Raw genomic sequence first — 17304 nt, forward strand, 5'->3', positions numbered from 1 at the left:
CGCGGCGTGTGGCGGCTATACTTCAGGGTTACACCATTGAAGCGGCGGCCCCGACCGGGCCGGAACGAGAGTTGATGAGCAGGCTGTTCAGAAGCGTCGAGGGCGGGGAGCTGTTCCCCAACGGAAGCGTGGTCTGTATCGGTGCATTCGACGGCCTCCACCTGGGCCATCGCGCACTGGTCCGCCACGCCGTTGCCCGCGCGCGCGCCTTGGGTGTGGCCGCAGTGGCCGTGGCATTCGAGCCGCTGCCGCGCGAGTTCTTTGCGCAGGGCACGCCACCGCCGCGGCTGACCCTGGCCCGCAGCAAGGTCGAGATCCTGCACGAGCTTGGCGTCGATGCGGTCGGCCTGCTGCGTTTCGACGCGGCGATGGCGGCGATGCCGGCCGAGGCCTTCGTGCGCCAGCTGCTGGTGCACCGGCTGGGGGCCCGCGAAGTGTGGATCGGTCCGGAGTTCTGCTTCGGCAACCGTCGGCGCGGCGACCTCGCCCTGCTGCAGCGGCTCGGCGCAGAGCTGGGTTTCAGTGCCGGCGAGATCGAAGCGGTCGACCTGCACGGCGAGCGCATTTCCAGTACGCGCATCCGCCAGCTGCTGAAGGACGGCGATTTCGCCCGCGCCAACGACCTGCTCGGCCGTCCGTACACGATCAGTGGGCGGGTGGTGCGCGGGCGCCAGCTCGGCCGTACGCTGGGTTTCCCCACCGCCAACCTGCGCTTCCCGAAGACCCCGGCGCTGTCGGGCATCTACGCGACCTGGGTGCACGGCGTGTTCGACCAGCCGTGGCCCTCGGTGTCCAGCTTCGGCACCCGGCCGACCGTGGACGGCGTGGAGCCGCTGCTGGAAGCCCACCTGTTCGATTTCCAGGGCGACCTGTACGGGCGCCACATCGACGTGGAGTTTGTCGCCAAGCTGCGCGACGAAGAGAAATTCAATGATCTGGCGGCACTGACCGACCAGATGCACCGCGACGCCGAACAGGCGCGCGCCCTCCTTTCCGAACATAGATTGCGAGCCACTGCGTGAGCCAGGACTACAAGACCACCCTGAACCTGCCAGCCACCGAATTCCCGATGCGCGGCGACCTGCCCAAGCGCGAGCCGGGCATTCTGGCGCGGTGGGAAGCGCAGGGGCTCTACCAGCAGCTGCGTGACAACGCCGCCGGCCGCCCGCTGTTCGTGCTGCACGACGGCCCGCCGTACGCCAACGGCCGCATCCACCTGGGCCATGCGGTCAACAAGATCCTGAAGGACATCATCGTCAAGTCGCGCTACCTGGCCGGCTTCGATGCGCCCTATGTGCCGGGCTGGGACTGCCATGGCCTGCCGATCGAGATCGCGGTCGAAAAGAAGTGGGGCAAGGTCGGCACCAAGCTCGACGCGGTTGAATTCCGGCAGAAGTGCCGCGAGTTCGCCGAAGAGCAGATCGACATCCAGCGCGTGGACTTCAAGCGCCTGGGCGTGACCGGCGATTGGGACAACCCGTACAAGACCCTGAGCTTCGACTTCGAAGCCAATGAGATCCGTGCGCTGGCCAAGGTCGTCGCCAACGGTCACCTGGTGCGTGGCGCCAAGCCGGTGTACTGGTGCTTCGACTGCGGTTCGGCACTGGCCGAGGCGGAAATCGAGTACCAGGAAAAGGAATCGCCGGCGATCGACGTGGCCTACGCCGCGCGCGATGCGCAGGCCATCGGCCAGGCGTTCGGCGTGAGCGTGCCGGCCGATGTCGAAGTGGCCGTGCCGATCTGGACCACCACCCCGTGGACGCTGCCGGCCTCGCTGGCGGTGTCGCTGGGCGCGGAGATCAACTATGTGCTGGCCGAAGGCCCGGCGCACAACGGCAAGCGCCGTTGGCTGGTGCTGGCCGCCGCGCTGGCCGAGCGCGCGCTGCAGCGCTACGGCGTCGAGAGCGTGGTGCTGCACGGTGAAACCACCGGTGCGGCGCTGGAGAACCAGCTGCTGGCGCACCCGTTCTATCCGGAGCGCGACATCCCGCTGCTCAATGGCGACCACGTCTCCGACGAGGACGGTACCGGTGCGGTGCACACCGCCCCCGGCCATGGCCAGGAAGACTTCGTGGTCAGCCAGAAGTACGGCCTGCTGGACAAGTACAACGCCGGCCAGGTGACCCCGATCGACGGCCGTGGCGTGTACCTGGAATCGACCCCGCCGGCCGGTGACCTGGTGCTGGCTGGGCAGCACCTGTGGAAGGCGCAGGAGGCCATCGTGGGCGTGCTGCGCGACAACGGTTCGCTGCTGGCCTTCCACCCGATCCGCCACAGCTATCCGCATTGCTGGCGCCACAAGACGCCGGTGGTGTTCCGCGCCACCCCGCAGTGGTTCATCTCGATGGACAAGGCCAACCTGCGCAGCGATGCGCTGGCCGCGATCGACACCGTCGGCTGGTTCCCGACCTGGGGCAAGGCGCGCATCCAGAGCATGGTCGACGGTCGCCCGGACTGGACCATCTCGCGCCAGCGTACCTGGGGCGTGCCGATCGCACTGTTCACCCATCGCCAGACCGGCGAGATCCACCCGCGCTCGGTGGAGCTGATGCAGCAGGTTGCCGACCGCGTCGAAGCCGAGGGCATCGACGTGTGGTATTCGCTGGACGCTGCCGAACTGCTCGGCGCCGACGCGGCCGACTACGAGAAGGTCACCGACATCCTCGACGTCTGGTTCGATTCGGGCGTGACCCATGAAGGCGTGCTCGCCGCGCGTGGCTTCGGCAAGCCGGCCGACCTGTACCTGGAAGGGTCGGACCAGCACCGCGGCTGGTTCCAGTCCTCGCTGCTGACCGGCGTGGCGATCGACAAGCGTGCCCCGTACAAGCAGTGCCTGACGCACGGCTTCACCGTGGACGAGCACGGCCGCAAGATGTCCAAGTCGCTGGGCAACGGCATCGAGCCGCAGGACATCATGAACAAGCTGGGCGCGGACATCCTGCGCCTGTGGATCGCCTCGGCCGACTACAGCAACGAGATGTCGCTGTCGCAGGAGATCCTCAAGCGCAACGCCGACGCCTACCGTCGCCTGCGCAACACCGCACGCTTCCTGCTTGGCAACCTGGACGGCTTCGATCCGGCCCAGCACCTGCAACCGCTCGAGCAGATGGTCGCGCTGGACCGCTGGATCGTGCATCGCGCGTGGGAGCTGCAGGAGAAGATCAAGGCGGCCTACGACGGCTACAACATGGCCGAGATCGTGCAGCTGCTGCTGAACTTCTGCAGCGTGGACCTGGGCTCGCTGTACCTGGACGTGACCAAGGACCGGCTGTACACGATGCCGACCGATTCGCACGGTCGCCGTTCGGCCCAGAGCGCGATGTACCACATCGCCGAAGCGTTCACCCGCTGGGTGGCGCCGATCCTGACCTTCACCGCCGACGAGCTGTGGGGCTACCTGCCGGGCGAACGCGCCGGCCACGTGCTGTTCACCACCTGGTACGACGGCCTGGCGCCGCTGCCGGCCGATGCCCAGCTCAATGCCGCCGACTTCGACCAGCTGCTGGCCGTGCGCGAGCAGGTGGCCAAGGTGCTCGAGCCGATGCGCGCCAACGGCGCGATCGGTGCGGCGCTGGAAGCGGAGATCACCATCGCCGCCAGCGAAGAGCAGGCCGCACGCTGGCAGCCGCTGGCCGATGAACTGCGTTTCCTGTTCATCAGTGGCGACGTGCAGGTGCGCCCGGCGACGACCGACGAGGTGTTCGTCAGCGCCCAGCCGACCACCAAGGCCAAGTGCGTGCGCTGCTGGCACCACCGCGCCGACGTCGGCAGCAACGCCGACCATCCCGAGCTGTGCGGCCGTTGCGTGAGCAACGTGACCGGCGCCGGCGAAGTGCGGAGCTGGTTCTGATGGCCGCGCCCCGTCCGCATCCGAACGCCCTGATCTGGCTGCTGCTGTCGGTGGCCATCATCGGCCTGGACCAGTGGTCCAAGGCCTGGGTGCTGTCCAGCCTGCCGGAGTTCCAGCCGGTGGTAGTCATCGACGGCTTCTGGAACTGGTACCGCACCTACAACACCGGCGCGGCATTCAGTTTCCTGAGCGACGCCGGTGGTTGGCAGAAGTACTTCTTCACCGCGCTGGCCATCGCCATCAGCGGGCTGATGGCCTGGTGGCTGCGCGGCACCGCCCGCGGCAACTGGAAGGCCGCGGTGCCGTATGCGCTGATCATCGGCGGCGCCATCGGCAACGTGATCGACCGCCAGGTGCACGGCCACGTGGTCGACTTCATCCAGTGGTACGTGGGCAGCTACACCTGGCCCTCGTTCAACATCGCCGACTCGGCCATCGTGGTGGGTGCCATCGGCATCGCCCTGTTTGGCCTGTTCGACGGCAAGTCCGCCAAAAAGGCGGATAATGCCAACCCGAAACCGTAAGCCGGCTGCCGCCGGGAGACTGAACTGATGGATGTGCTGCTCGCCAACCCGCGTGGTTTCTGTGCCGGTGTCGATCGTGCGATCGAGATCGTCAAGCGCGCGATCGAAACGCTGGGCGCGCCCATCTACGTCCGCCATGAAGTGGTGCACAACCGCTTCGTGGTCGACGACCTGAAGCAGCGCGGCGCGATCTTCGTCGAAGAGCTCGACGAGGTTCCGGACAACAACACGGTGATCTTCAGCGCGCATGGCGTGTCCCAGGCCGTGCGCCAGGAAGCCGAACGCCGTGGCCTGAAGGTGTTCGACGCCACCTGCCCGCTGGTGACCAAGGTCCACTTCGAGGTTGCCCGCCACTGCCGTGCCGGCCGTGACGTGGTGCTGATCGGCCACGCCGGTCATCCGGAAGTGGAGGGCACCATGGGCCAGTGGAACCGCGAAGCCGGGACCGGCCAGATCTACCTGGTCGAGGATGTCGAGCAGGTCGCCACGCTGCAGATCAACCAGCCGGACAACTTCGCCTACACCACCCAGACCACGCTGTCGGTGGATGACACGCGTGGGATCATCGACGCGCTGCGCGAGCGCTTCCCGGCGATGCAGGGCCCGAAGAACGACGACATCTGCTACGCCACGCAGAACCGCCAGGACGCCGTGCGCGACCTGGCCAAGCGCTGCGACCTGGTGCTGGTGGTCGGTTCGCCGAACAGCTCCAACTCCAACCGCCTGAGCGAGCTGGCCCGCCGTGAGGGCGTGGAGTCGTACCTGATCGACGGCGCGCACGAGATCGACCCGCGCTGGGTGGAAGGCAAGCAGCACATCGGCGTCACTGCCGGCGCCTCGGCGCCGCAGGTGCTGGTCGACGGCGTGCTGGCGCGCCTGGCCGAGCTGGGGGCCAGTGGCGTGTCCGAGCTGGATGGCGAACCGGAATCGATGGTGTTCGCGCTGCCGAAGGAACTGCGGCTGCGGTTGGTCGACTGACCGCGGAAGCGCCTCATCCACGCATGGCGTGGATCTACTGAAACTGCTCTGGTGGGTGCGAACCTGGGTTCGCACGCTTTTTCGCATGCAAGGATGGGCGGCCTGCCCATGACCTTTGGCCATGGGGCAGGGCACGCTACAGGCCTAGCATCGGAGGATTCCCCGCTGTTGGAAGCTGCCTGATGAAGACCCGAGCCCTGGCACTGTCGTTGCTGTTTGCGCTGGCGGCCACGCCCGCGCTGGCGCAGGCCTCGCCGCCGGGGGATGCCGCAGCCGCCGGCCTGCTGCGCATCGATGTCGACGCGCGTGACCTGGCCCGGCGCATCTTCAAGGTGACCGCCACCGTACCGGCCAAGCCCGGCCCGATGACCCTGCTGTACCCGCAGTGGATTCCTGGCAACCATTCGCCCACCGGCCCGATCGACAAGCTGGCCGGCCTGCGCGTGACCGCCAACGGCAAGCCGCTGGCCTGGCAGCGCGACCAGTACAACGTCTATGCCTTCAAGGTGAACGTACCGGAGGGCGTCAGCGAGATCGTCGCCCACTTCGATTTCCTGTCCTCGCAGGGCGGCAGCCAGGGTCGGGTGGTGATGACCCCGGAAATGCTCAACCTGCAGTGGAACGCCAACTCGCTGTACCCGGCCGGCGTCGATGCGCGCCAGCTGCAGGCGCAGGCCAGCGTGACCCTGCCCAAGGGCTGGTCGTTCGCCACCGCTCTGGAGACCGCACGCCGCGACGGCGACACCGTGGTGTTCAAGCCAATCTCCTACGACCACCTGGTCGATTCGCCGCTGTTTGCCGGCGAGCACTACCAGCGCATTGATCTCGATCCGGGCGCGAAGGTACCAGTGCACCTCAACGTGTTCGCCGACGACGCCAAGTCGCTGAAGCCGAGCGAGGCGCAGATCACGATGCACCGCGCGCTGGTGCAGCAGGCCGACAAGCTCTATGGCGCGCGCCACTACAACCACTATGAGTTCCTGCTGGCATTGACCGACCGCCTCGGTGGCATCGGCCTGGAGCATCACCGTTCCAGCGAGAACAGCGCCGACCCGGGTTACTTCACCGAGTGGGACAGCAACGCCTGGATGCGTGACCTGCTGCCGCACGAGTACACCCACTCCTGGAACGGCAAGTACCGTCGCGGCGCCGACCTGGCCACCGCCAACTTCAACGTGCCCATGGGCGACAGCCTGCTGTGGGTGTACGAAGGGCAGACCCAGTTCTGGGGGCAGGTGCTGGCGGCACGCTCGGGGTTGTGGTCGGCTGCGCAGGCGCGCGACATGCTGGCCAATGTGGCCGCGACCTATGACCGTGGCCGCCCGGGCCTGGCCTGGCGTCCGCTGCAGGACACCACCAACGACCCGACCATCGCCCAGCGCCGCACGCTGCCGTATCGCAACTACCAGATGAGCGAAGACTATTACTCCGGCGGCCAGATGCTGTGGCTGGAAGTGGAAGGCAAGCTGCGCGAACTGAGTGGCAACCGCCGCAGCCTGGATGACTTCGCGCGCGCCTTCTTCGGCGTCGGCAATGGCGACTGGGACGTCAACCCGTACACCTTCGACGACGTGGTCGCGACCTTGAACGGCATCGCGCCGTACGACTGGGCGACGTTCCTGCGCGGGCGCCTGGACGGCCACGGCGCGTTGACCGGTGGCCTGGAGCTGGCGGGCTGGAGGCTGGTCTACCGCGATACGCCGAACGATGCCTACAAGGCGCAGGAGAAGCGCGCCAAGGCCGCATTGCTGGCGTACTCGCTGGGTGCGACGGTGCTCGACAACGGTACGGTCGGCGACGTGATCTGGGACAGCCCGGCCTTCAACGCCGGCCTGGCGCCTGGCATGAAGGTGATTGCCGTTGGCGGACGCGAGTACAGCAGCCAGCGCTTGAAGGATGCGGTAGCTGCGGCGGCGAAGGACAAGGCGCCGATCGTGCTGTTGGTGAAGCAGTTCGACCGGATCGACGCGATGAACATCGACTACCACGGTGGCCTGCAGTACCCGGTGCTGGAGCGTATCGCCGGCAAGCCTGACCGCCTTGCGGAGCTGTGGAAGGCGCGATGACGCCGCGCGCCCGCGATGGCGTGATCCTGCTGATGGCGATCCTCGCCATCCTCGGCGCGTTCCTGGACGGTGACGGGCGCTGGCTGCACTGGCTGGCCAAGCCCGCGACCACGCTGCTGATCGCGGCCATCGCCTGGCGGGTGTGTGATCCCGCGCAGCCGTTCTACCGGCGCGCGGTCCTGGCTGGCATGCTGCTGTCGTGCGTGGGTGACATCGCGTTGATGTTGCCGGTGGATGCGTTCGTGCCGGGGCTGGTGGCGTTCCTGCTGGCGCACCTCTGCTACATCGTGGCCTTCCGCGACGGCCTGCGCGCGGGCCGCGGACTGTTCGCCGCCGCCGTGCTGCTGGGTGCCTTTGCCATGCTCAACGTGATGGGCCTCTGGCCGCACCTCCCCGCACCGATGCGCATTCCGGTGCTGGCGTATGTGGTGGTGCTGGCCTCGATGGCGGTGCTGGCCCTGGCACGGCAGTGGCGCCGGCCACCGCCCGCTGCCGTGGAAGCCAGCAGCGCGCGCTGGGCGGCCGCCGGTGCGCTGCTGTTCGTCGCCAGCGATTCACTACTGGCTTGGGACCGCTTCGCCGGCGGCCTGCCACTGGCCAGCCTGCTGGTGCTCTCCACGTACTACGGCGCGCAGTACGCCATCGCCCGCTCGGTGAAATAGAAAAAGGGGACGGAGGGGATTAAGTCGTTTACAGCACCGTGGCGTAAACGACTTAATCCCCTCCGTCCCCTTTTTTTGGGGGGGCTATCGGTGGCTTACGTTGCCGGGCCGGCCCTGCGCATCGAACGACAGTCGTGCGGACTGGCGATCACCGGCGACCTCGTCCGGCAGCCAGGCCAGGGTGCCGCCCTTGCGCACGATCACATAGACGTGGCCGACGTCACCCGGTGTGCCCATCAATGCGTTGCGCTGTGCCTGCAGCGCCTGCGCCACGCGGGGTACGGCCTCGAAATCGATGTTGGCCAGCGCCGTGCTGCTGCGGCGCAGGGTGATGGTGGGCGCGAAGCGTTGCGGATCGACCGGGTCGCCCTTGCGCCATTGACCACGCTCGAAGTGGTAGCTGTCGACGCGGGTCGGCTGCTGCGGATCGACCAGGTCCAGGTTGATGCGGCCGTCGTCGTAGAAGTGGATGCTGTGGAACACCGTCAGCCGGTGCCCAGCCAGCGCAGGCATCTGTTCCAGTGCCTGGCGGGCGGCCAGCAGGTAGTCCGCATCGAACAACCGGTTGTTGCGTTCGGGCACCAGCGGCGGCCGCGGCTCGGTCATCGGCGCGAGCGACGCGGGCCTCTCACGCGCGGGCGGCATGGCGATCGGCGCGCTTGCGCTGTCGGCCTGCACCGAATGGCCCAGTGTTTCGCCGATCGTCTGCAGCGCACCACCGGCAACGGCGGCGCCGGCCAGCACCAGCACAACGGTGGAAAACACCACGGGTGTGGAAGGCGGCTGCTTCATACTCCCTCCAGGCGCACGTTGCTGCGGTCATCCGGGTCGTACAGCAGCGTGACCCGCTCGCGCGGGAGGCTGGCCAGCTCGATCAGCGGGATGAAGCGGCGCACGCGGGCCTGCTGTACCTCGCCTTGGCGGTCGATGTACTCCAGCTGGAACTCCACCTGCGGCTGCTCGTTGAGATAGGTGCCGGTCTGGCGCACCTTCAACACCCTGGCCTCTACGCCGATGCCGCGATACTTCAGCGCGTCACCGCGGGCATCGGCCTGTAGCAGCCGGCCGAGCAGGCGCAGGCCCAGCGCGTAGCCGCACAACACCAGTGGGCACACCAGCAGGGGATGGCCGAAAGACAGGAAGGTCCAGCCCAGGCCCTCGCTCTGCAGCCGATAGGCGACCACGTAGGCACTGGCCACCGCCACGATGCCGATCACCGCACCGACACCACGGCGCCAGAGGCTGCCGACATCCAGCTCCGGTTGCGCCCCCTCCAGCACCACATTGGGAAACGCGCCTGGCGCGCGGCTCAGGCGGGCCTCGATGCGCTTGCCGGCCACGAAACGCTGCAACTGCGGCTTGCTGTCCACCACCAGGAGTTGTTCGCTGATCGAGGTGCCGGACAGGTTCTCGAAGGCCAGCTGCAGTTTCCATTGCGCCAGGCCACGCACATGCACGCCGGTCTGCTCGGCCTGTTCGATCAATGCGTCGCGCGCTTCACCGTCGGCCAGGATCGAGCGCACGCGGTGCAGGGCACGCGGCGGGCCCAGCAGCAGGTAGTGCAGGAAGGCGAGCAGCAGGGCCAGCCACAGGATCACCGACAGCGCGAGCAGCAGCAGGGCCAGCCAGGGCGCGCTGCGGTCGGCCAGTTGCACCGGCCACGACGTGCCGACGTAGAGGATGCAGGGGAAGGGCAACGCGAAGAACAGCAGGAACGCGCCCCAGAACCAGAGATAGGCCTTCATGGGGGGGTGGGACCGATGGAACAGGTCGCGTAGGGTACTACGCTCAGCGGATCTGCAGCGTCAGCAGGAAATAGCGGCCGAGTGGATCATCCAGCCCCGGCATCTGGCCACCATTGCCGACCAGATAGTTCACCGGTTGCGTGTCGAGCACGTTGTGCACGTCCAGCGCGGCGACCACGCGCGGCCCCAGCCGTCGTGCGAGATGCAGGTTCCAGCGCAGCTGCCGGGGGTTCATGCAGTGGTTCTGCTCGCGCTGTTCCTCCGGGCATTCCGCACCGGGCAGCCAGGCGCGCGTGCGCCCGACCTGGTTGCCGCGCAGGGCAATGTCCCAGCTGCTGTTCTGCCACTGCACATTGAGCACCGCGGCCATCGTCGGCGTGACATGGCCGCGCAGGTCCACGGTAGCGTCCTGGCCACGCTCTCGGCGCAGCGCCTGCTGCTTCAGTGCATCGAGCGAGAACAGCCACTGGCCGGTGCTGCCGGTGTCGATGTGGTATTCCCCACGCAGTACAAAGTTGCGCGACGTGGTACGGCCGATGTTGTCGAAGGACAGGCGCAGGTTGTACAGGCGTCCCTCCTCGTCCAGCTCCCAGGTGCTGCGGTTCCACACCGCATCGGCCGGTTGCAGGGCCAGGATTTCATTGCGCAGCTCGACGATGTTGTGGGTCAGCGACAGCGAGAACGTGTCGGTCGGCGTCCAGGTCGCGCCGAGCGAATGGCTGCGCGACCGCTCGGCCTTCAACGCATCGTTCTCCACCACGTCCACGGTGACGCTGCAGCGCCCGTTGCCGCTGCTCTGCGCGCAGTCGGGCAGTGCGCTGGAGGCCGGCAGCTCGATCGCACCGAAGTAGCCCGGGGGGCGCCGCTGCTCGAACAGGCTGGGGGCCCGGTAGCCGCGCCCGCTGGCGAGCAGGAAGGACCACCGGGGCGTGGGGCTCCAGCGCACGCCCACGCGGGGGGAGAAGGCCTGGTAGTCGCCGTCGCGGTCCCAGCGTGCGGCCAGGTCCATGCGCAGCGTGTGCGCCAGGGGCAGGCCGAGCTCGGCATAGGCACCGCCGCTTCGGCGCGACAGGTGGCGCTGTTCCTGCGGCAGGCCCAGCGCCAGGTCGCCCTGGCTCAGCAGGGCGTCGGGATGCGAGGTCCAGCGCTCCTGGCGCAGGTCGATGCCGGTGGCCAGTTGTGCAGCACCGCCGGCCAACGGCATCAACTCGCGCTGTATGCCCCACCAGCCCTGCCACTGCTCGGTACGCCCGCGATTGCGGATCGAGGGGAACAACTGCGCGGCGGCCTCCGCCGGCAGCGAGGTGAAGCCGGGCAGGAAATCCAGCGTCTCCGCCGCGCGCAGCAGCGGTTCGGCACGCACCGTACCCGACGTGGTAAGGGTGACATCGCTGCGCTGTGCGCTGATCCCGGCCTCCCAGCTGCGCCGGCCCTGGTCGCGGCCGATGCCGACGGTGACGTCGGCGTCGGTGGCGCGTACATGCGGGCGCACGTTGCCGGCTTCGCGCAGCACGCTGTTGAAGGTGAAGCCATACAGGCCGATGGCAACGGCGGTCGGGCCCAGGTCGAAGCGTTGCCGGTTGTGGCTGGCCCGCGCCTCGGCGTAGGCATAGCGACCTTCACCACGCTCATGGCGATAGCGCAGGTAGGCCGCGGCGGTATCCGAAGCCGGTTGCAGCGAGCGCGGGCGCGCGCTGTCGAACCAGCAGGCACCGTCGCGTCGCTTCAATGGACCTTCGCAGCGCTTTGCCGGCCAGTAGCGTCCATCGCGGAACGCGCCGATCAGGTACTGCGAGGTTTCCGCATGCCACTCGCGGCGATCACCGGCCACGTGCTCGATGCGGTGCAGGTCAATGCCGGCGAACCAGCGATCCCCCCCTTCGCGCACGCCACCGGTCGCCGCCTGCACGCGATACTGGCCGGCGTCGCCGCGTCCGCTCAGGCCGGTCTGCAGCATGGCCTCAGGGCCGTCGGCCTGGTCGCGCAGGATGATGTTGACCACGCCGGACATCGCGTCGGCGCCATAGATGGCCGAGGCGCCGCCGCGCACCAGTTCGATGCGTTCGACGAAGCTGAGCGGGATGCCGCCCAGGTCGGTGAGGCCGCCCTGTTCCAGCGACACCATGGGATAGCGTGGCAGGCGACGGCCATTGACCAGGAACAGGGTCGCACGCGGGCCCATGCCGTCCAGGCTGGTGGTGGTGGCCGCACCGACCGGCAGGTATTGCGAATCGCCACCCCGCGAGGTGCTCATCGCCGGGTGCCCGTTCATGCCCGGCAAGTGCCGCAGCAGGTCGAACAGGCTGCCGTAACCGCTGCGCAGGATGTCATCGCGGTCGATGATGGTCACCGGCAGCGTGGTCTGCACGGAGGTGCGTGGCAGTCGGCTGCCGGTGACATGGATCGGCGCCAGTTCCACCTGTGGTGGCGCCTCGGCCGCTTTGCGCGGTGCAGGGACGGCGGGCGCGGCGCGCACTGCGACCGGCGGTGGCGACGGTGGCGCGGAGTGGATGCGGCGTATGACGAACCCGCCTGAGGGTGTGCGCAGGATGTTCACCGGCATGCCCGCGACCAGTTGCTTCAGGGCTGCGGCCGCATCGCTGTGGCCGCGGGTGCCGGAGGTGCGCAGGCCGTCCAGCTCGCGGGCGTCGAACAGCAGCGCGATGCCGCTCTGCCGTGCCCATTGCTGCAACGCCGGCGCCAGGGGCCCGGCACCCACGTGCAGCTCCAGCGTGCCGGCCTGTTCGGCCGCATCGGCAGGCGGCAGGGCGGCCAGGCTCAGCGAGATGCAGAACAGGCTGCGGAGCAGCCCCGCCTGCAGCGCGCCCGGTACTGCCATCACTGCAAGTCTCCTCAGTACGTGCGGCGCAGTTCCAGCGCGCCATCCGGTCGCGTCTGGCCAGCCACCGACCAGCCCAGTTGCAGTGCCGACAGCAGTTCCTGCGCGTCGCCGGCACGGAAGGTGCCACTCACCGCCAGGTTGGCGATCTCGGGATCGGCGATCACCAGCGACGCGTGGCCGTAGCGGTTCATGCGCTCGACCACGATCGACAGGGGCGTGGCATCGAACACCAGCTGTCCCTGCAGCCAGGCTTCGGCAGCCGCATTGGACGACAATGCCGGGCCGGGCTGGATGCGGCCCGATGGCAGCACCTGCAGCTGCTGGCCGGGTGACAGGGTGTGCTGGGCGCTTCCCGTGCTGACTTCCACCGCGCCTTCCAGCAGCGCGACTTCGACCAGGCCGCTGCGCAGGCGTTCCACCTGGAAGGTGGTGCCGATGTCGCGGATGGTGCTGTCGCCGACGCGCAGCTGCAGCGCCTTGCGCGACGGCGCGACCTGCAGCTGCATCCGGCCCTGTTCCAGCACCAGCTTGCGATGGCGCCAACCGAATCGCGCGTGCAGGGTGGTGCCGGCATCGAGGGTGACGGTGCTGCCATCGGCCAGCGTCTGCTGCCGGGGCTGGTGCGAATCATTGGCGTAGCGCAGCGGCGTGGGGTTGCCGTCGACGGCGACCATCCAGCCGATCCCGATCGCCAGGCAGATGCCTGCGGCAGCGGCCAGCGCTGGCAGCCAGCGACGTCGCGCCGGCCGCGCCGCTCGTGCCGCGGCGGTGCGCAGCCACGGATCGGCGGCCAGTCCTTCGCCCTGCTGGAACAGGGTCTCGGCCTGGATCCAGGCGCTGACATGGGCCGGGTCTTCGGCCAACCAGTCCTCGAACGACTCGCGCTCGCCCGGCGTACAGTCCGGCGCTTCCAGCCGCGCCACCCAGGCGCTGGCGCGTTCAAACAACAGGGTGTCTTCCCTTGGCCTGGCGTGGCTCATCCGTTGTCCCTGTCGTTGTGCAGCGGATCCGATCCGAGTTCCTGGCGCAGCCCCTGCAGGGCACGGGCGATGTGCTTTTCCACGGTCTTGGCAGTAATTCCACAGTGCCGCGCGATCTGCGTGTAGCTCATGCCGGTGATCCGGTTGAGCAGGTACACCTCGCGTGCGCGCTCGGGCAGCTTGAACAGGGCCTGCCGCAGCAGGGACAACATCTGCCCGGACTCGGCCTGGCGCAGTGGATCAGGCGACGTGCTGGAAGGCTCGTTGCCGCCATCGTGCTCGGCGAGGGACAGATGCGGCCGCGACTGCGACGAACGGCCGCGATCTGCCAGGCGGTTGCGGGCGATACGATACAGCAGCAACCGCAGCTCGTCGGCGCTGTGCGCGCGATAGCGGATCAGCCGCTCCATGCAGTCCTGCGCGATGTCCTCGGCGTCCTCCGGCCCGACACCGCGCGTGCGCAGGAACGCGCACAACGGCGCGCGCTCTTCCCGTACGAACGCAATGAACGCGTCCGCAGGCACGGACAGGTCCGGCGCGCGATGGATCAGAGGAGAGGGGGCGGACAGGGCTGGCCTCGGACGTCGGTGGCGGGTGCGTCTTCGAGTTTTACGCGACGATGACCGGATGGGGAAGAGTGTGCGTGGCCCCTGATTCCATTGTGAATGCATTCATGTTTCGACGTCCGCGCCGCTGGGGGAGATCGCGCGGTCCGGACGTTGAACTCCTGACCCGTGTGTTGCGGGTGGAGAGAGACCACATGAAGCACTCGAAGTTGAGCCTGGCCCTTGCGGGCCTGATCGGCATCACCGCCATCACGGCGGTTGATGACGTCATGGCAATGAATTATCACGTGCAGGACGACCGCGTCTTCCTCAGCGGCGGGGTCACCGTCGCCGACGTGGTGGCGCTGCCCGCGCTGCTGGCCAAGGCGCAGGCCGAAGGGCGCCCGATCCGCGAGGTCGTGCTGCGCACATCCAATGGCGGCGCGCTGATCGCCGGCGAGTGGCTGCAGGCGGTGATCCGCACCCAGGGGCTGGATACCATCGTGTCCGGCCACTGCATTTCGTCCTGCTCGATCATGCAGTCCGGCGGCGTCAACCGTTACCTCGGTGGCGATCTGCCGCTGGTCGATTCGGTGCAGATCCATGCCGCCAGCAGCGGTGGCAGGATCACCTACGCACCGTCTGCGCGCATGACCCAGATCTACACCGGCAACTACGGTGGCGGCATGGATGCGGGCCTGCTGCACAAGGCCATGTATGAGGTGGTGCAGCCCAATGGCCTGCTGGTGTTCCGCGACCCGGCGCGCACCACGGGTACCTCGGTCACCTTCGATCCGGATGGCAGCGGCAGCAAGCTGCAGTCGTTCCCGGGCCAGGACATCCGCAGCAACACCATCATCAACACGGTGGGCTACCGCGATCCGGGCGACACCCTGCGTGTCACCAGCAACGTCAGTGGTGACATCAACCCGGGCTACCTGCGCACCGCGCGCCAGCTGCAGGCCTTCGTCGACGACGATTTCGCGCGCTGGAACACCGATTGGGCCAGTACCTACATCAACTATGCGGTGAGCCTGTACAACGTCTCCACGCGCGGTCCGAACGGCATCGGTGCACAGTCGCTGCAGCAGCTGCTTGCCGATCCCGACCTCCAGGACGCGTTGCGCGGACAGCTGCGGCTGGCTGATCTGGATGCCTCGACCCTGGCCGGTTCCGCCGGCGTGATCCGTGTCAGCAATGGCGCCACCTGGCGCACTGCGGAAACCACCGGCGCTGATTTCATGCTGGTCGACAACGGCACCCTCGCACTGGAGGGCGGCGCACTGCGCACTCCCGAGCTGCGGGTGATGCCGGGCAGCATCGCGGTCGGCCATGGTGACATCGCATCGGTGGGCGTGGACACCGACGCGCTGCTGGACGGCACCGGCCCGTCCTACCGCGAAGACGGCTTCAACCGTCTGCGCGTGTTCGGCACGCTGATGCCGCGCGGTGGCGATCTGGTGACCCACGGCTACGTCAACATCATGCCCGGCGGGCAGGTGCTGTTCGATGTTACCGAGGCCGGGGGCGCCGGCAGTGGCCGGTTGCGCGTCGGCAGCTTCCACGATGGCGGTGCCGAAGCGGGGGCGCTGGTGATCGCGCAAGGCGCACACCTGGCCTTGAACGTCGCCCAGGGCTTCTATCCCGGTGCCTACCGCCGCGACCTGGTGGAGGGGCCGATCTACCAGGGTGGTTTCCAGGATGTCGTGCGGCTCGGCGATGCCGGCTACAGCGCCAGCATCACTGCGGGCGACGTGTTCCGCCCGCGCCACAATTCGCTGCTCAGCTTCAACGTCAACCAGACGGCCGATGGCCTGTGGCTGACCGCCAACCCGGGCTTCGATCAGCTGGGTCTGTTCGCCAACGGCACCTCCGGTGATGGACTGGGGCGCGCGCTGGCAGCCGCATCGGACCGCCAGGACAGTGGCCTGAAGTCGCTGCTCGGCGCGCTTCAGTTCACCGACCGCGATGTGATCGCACAGCAGGCTGGCGCCCTGCGCGGTGATGCACATGCCAGCCTGCGCCTGGCCGACAACGCACTGCTGGGCAGCATCGGCAACGTGGTGCAGCAGCACCAGGCGGCGATGCGCAGTGGCGGCGATGCCGATGGCCTGGCCTCGCAGGCGGCGCAGTCGGTCTCGGCGCAGCCGGGCATGCGCCATGGCAGCCTGTTCAACCAGTTGGCCATGCATCTGGTCGAGCCAGCGGGCGAGGCTGCTGGCGACAGCGGCGTAGCGGGTCGCAGCCGTGGCCTGTGGGCGCGCGGTTTCGCCAGCCATGGCCGCATCGACGCCGAGGGTGGCGTGGCCGGCCTGAGCCATAACATCGGCGGCATCGTGGTCGGTGCCGACACCCGCGTGGCCGATTACCGCGTGACCCTCGGCGTCAGCGCGGCCGCGGCCGACATGTCGACCAAGGCCAGCTCCGGTTTCAGTGGCGACGTGCGCGCGCTGGATGTGGGCGGCTACCTGGATGCGACCTATTCGCGTGGCTACCTGTCGGCGGCCGTGCGCTACACCGACCTGCGCCACGACACCCGCCGCAGCCTGTCGGCCATCGAGGGCCTGCAGCAGCCGTTGCGCGCCCGATACAGCAGCGATGCGATCTCGGCGCGGGTCGAACACGCGTTCTCCTTCACCACCGGCAAGGGACTGGTGATCCAGCCGCTGCTGCCGGTGGTGGACTACGCGCGGACCTCGGCCACCCGCTTCAACGAAGGGCAGGGCGCCGGTGCGCTGGTGGGGGGCAGCGGCAGCCTGGAGAGCATCCGCGTGGGCGCCGGCCTGCAGCTGTTCAAGACCTTCGAAGGCAACAACGGCGAGCGCATCACCCCGCGTGCCCGCGTGGTCTGGCAGAAGGAGCTGGGCGATTCGCAGGCGCGCTACAGCACCGGCTTTGCTGCGGCCCCAGACCTGGTGTTTGGTGCCAGCAGCCAGGCCGTGGGCGAGCAGGTGCTGGCCTGGAACGTGGGCGTGACCAGTCGCGCCAGCGAGCGCCTGTCGATCATGGCCGACTACGTGGGTGAGCGCCGCGACGGGCAGATCCAGAACGGCGTGATGCTGGGCCTGGGCTACAGGTTCTAAGGGGGACTCGGCTCCGGCGACATCCTTAT

At 68.2% G+C, this 17304-nt stretch carries 12 protein-coding genes; 7 read left to right on the top strand and 5 right to left on the bottom strand.

From position 1 onward, the window contains the following. Nucleotides 1-74 precede the first annotated feature (74 nt). From AC5P9C_RS03985 to AC5P9C_RS04010, 6 genes are all read left to right on the top strand, one after another. Nucleotides 75-1022, top strand: a complete 948-nt coding sequence (locus AC5P9C_RS03985; protein ID WP_049469065.1) for a bifunctional riboflavin kinase/FAD synthetase — start codon at nucleotides 75-77, stop codon at nucleotides 1020-1022. Continuing rightward, on the top strand, nucleotides 1019-3850 hold the full coding sequence (gene ileS, locus AC5P9C_RS03990) for an isoleucine--tRNA ligase (protein ID WP_053462462.1): 2832 nt from the start codon (nucleotides 1019-1021) through the stop codon (nucleotides 3848-3850). Before AC5P9C_RS03985 ends, ileS begins: the two co-directional genes overlap by 4 nt. Next, entirely contained in the window at nucleotides 3850-4374 is a 525-nt protein-coding gene (lspA, locus tag AC5P9C_RS03995; RefSeq protein WP_053506130.1) for a signal peptidase II, read from the top strand. The genes ileS and lspA overlap by 1 nt, the downstream gene beginning before the upstream one ends. 27 nt (nucleotides 4375-4401) lie before the next feature. Then, nucleotides 4402-5352, top strand: coding sequence for a 4-hydroxy-3-methylbut-2-enyl diphosphate reductase (ispH, locus tag AC5P9C_RS04000; RefSeq protein ID WP_049466122.1), 951 nt, complete (start codon nucleotides 4402-4404; stop codon nucleotides 5350-5352). A gap of 182 nt (nucleotides 5353-5534) precedes the next feature. Beyond that, nucleotides 5535-7418, top strand: coding sequence for a M61 family metallopeptidase (locus AC5P9C_RS04005; RefSeq protein ID WP_414615306.1), 1884 nt, complete (start codon nucleotides 5535-5537; stop codon nucleotides 7416-7418). Beyond that, nucleotides 7415-8080 carry a lysoplasmalogenase gene (locus AC5P9C_RS04010; protein ID WP_343543669.1) on the top strand — a complete coding sequence of 222 codons (666 nt, stop codon included), beginning with the start codon at nucleotides 7415-7417 and terminating at the stop codon, nucleotides 8078-8080. The genes AC5P9C_RS04005 and AC5P9C_RS04010 overlap by 4 nt, the downstream gene beginning before the upstream one ends. 84 nt (nucleotides 8081-8164) lie before the next feature. Here AC5P9C_RS04010 and AC5P9C_RS04015 read toward each other — a convergent pair whose 3' ends face one another. From AC5P9C_RS04015 to AC5P9C_RS04035, 5 genes are read right to left on the bottom strand one after another with little or no spacing between them, the layout of a single operon-like run. Continuing rightward, complete coding sequence (locus tag AC5P9C_RS04015; RefSeq protein WP_343543667.1) at nucleotides 8165-8872, bottom strand: hypothetical protein; 708 nt, start codon at nucleotides 8870-8872, stop codon at nucleotides 8165-8167. After that, nucleotides 8869-9825 (bottom strand): hypothetical protein, encoded by a 957-nt coding sequence (locus AC5P9C_RS04020; protein WP_343543673.1) that lies wholly within the window; start codon nucleotides 9823-9825, stop codon nucleotides 8869-8871. Before AC5P9C_RS04020 ends, AC5P9C_RS04015 begins: the two co-directional genes overlap by 4 nt. A gap of 43 nt (nucleotides 9826-9868) precedes the next feature. Continuing rightward, nucleotides 9869-12664, bottom strand: coding sequence for a TonB-dependent receptor plug domain-containing protein (locus AC5P9C_RS04025; protein WP_414615307.1), 2796 nt, complete (start codon nucleotides 12662-12664; stop codon nucleotides 9869-9871). A 14-nt stretch (nucleotides 12665-12678) separates the two neighbouring features. After that, complete coding sequence (locus AC5P9C_RS04030; protein WP_414615305.1) at nucleotides 12679-13647, bottom strand: FecR family protein; 969 nt, start codon at nucleotides 13645-13647, stop codon at nucleotides 12679-12681. Then, a complete protein-coding gene (locus tag AC5P9C_RS04035) occupies nucleotides 13644-14171 on the bottom strand; it encodes an RNA polymerase sigma factor (RefSeq protein WP_074726204.1) in 528 nt (175 codons plus the stop codon). Before AC5P9C_RS04035 ends, AC5P9C_RS04030 begins: the two co-directional genes overlap by 4 nt. A 236-nt stretch (nucleotides 14172-14407) precedes the next feature. Here AC5P9C_RS04035 and AC5P9C_RS04040 point away from each other — a divergent pair, with 236 nt between their 5' ends. Next, a complete protein-coding gene (locus AC5P9C_RS04040) occupies nucleotides 14408-17275 on the top strand; it encodes an autotransporter domain-containing protein (protein ID WP_414615304.1) in 2868 nt (955 codons plus the stop codon). Nucleotides 17276-17304 lie beyond the last annotated feature (29 nt).

It is taken from the genome of Stenotrophomonas sp. YJH_SMC_10 (assembly GCF_059371555.1).

Bases quoted from the DNA above. Each gene is read 5' to 3' on its own strand.
- AC5P9C_RS03985 (WP_049469065.1), top strand. From the start codon at position 75: ATGAGCAGGCTGTTCAGAAGCGTCGAGGGCGGGGAGCTGTTCCCCAAC.
- lspA (WP_053506130.1), top strand. From the start codon at position 3,850: ATGGCCGCGCCCCGTCCGCATCCGAACGCCCTGATCTGGCTGCTGCTG.
- ispH (WP_049466122.1), top strand. From the start codon at position 4,402: ATGGATGTGCTGCTCGCCAACCCGCGTGGTTTCTGTGCCGGTGTCGAT.
- AC5P9C_RS04005 (WP_414615306.1), top strand. From the start codon at position 5,535: ATGAAGACCCGAGCCCTGGCACTGTCGTTGCTGTTTGCGCTGGCGGCC.
- AC5P9C_RS04010 (WP_343543669.1), top strand. From the start codon at position 7,415: ATGACGCCGCGCGCCCGCGATGGCGTGATCCTGCTGATGGCGATCCTC.
- AC5P9C_RS04015 (WP_343543667.1), bottom strand. From the start codon at position 8,872: ATGAAGCAGCCGCCTTCCACACCCGTGGTGTTTTCCACCGTTGTGCTG.
- AC5P9C_RS04020 (WP_343543673.1), bottom strand. From the start codon at position 9,825: ATGAAGGCCTATCTCTGGTTCTGGGGCGCGTTCCTGCTGTTCTTCGCG.
- AC5P9C_RS04025 (WP_414615307.1), bottom strand. From the start codon at position 12,664: ATGGCAGTACCGGGCGCGCTGCAGGCGGGGCTGCTCCGCAGCCTGTTC.
- AC5P9C_RS04030 (WP_414615305.1), bottom strand. From the start codon at position 13,647: ATGAGCCACGCCAGGCCAAGGGAAGACACCCTGTTGTTTGAACGCGCC.
- AC5P9C_RS04040 (WP_414615304.1), top strand. From the start codon at position 14,408: ATGAAGCACTCGAAGTTGAGCCTGGCCCTTGCGGGCCTGATCGGCATC.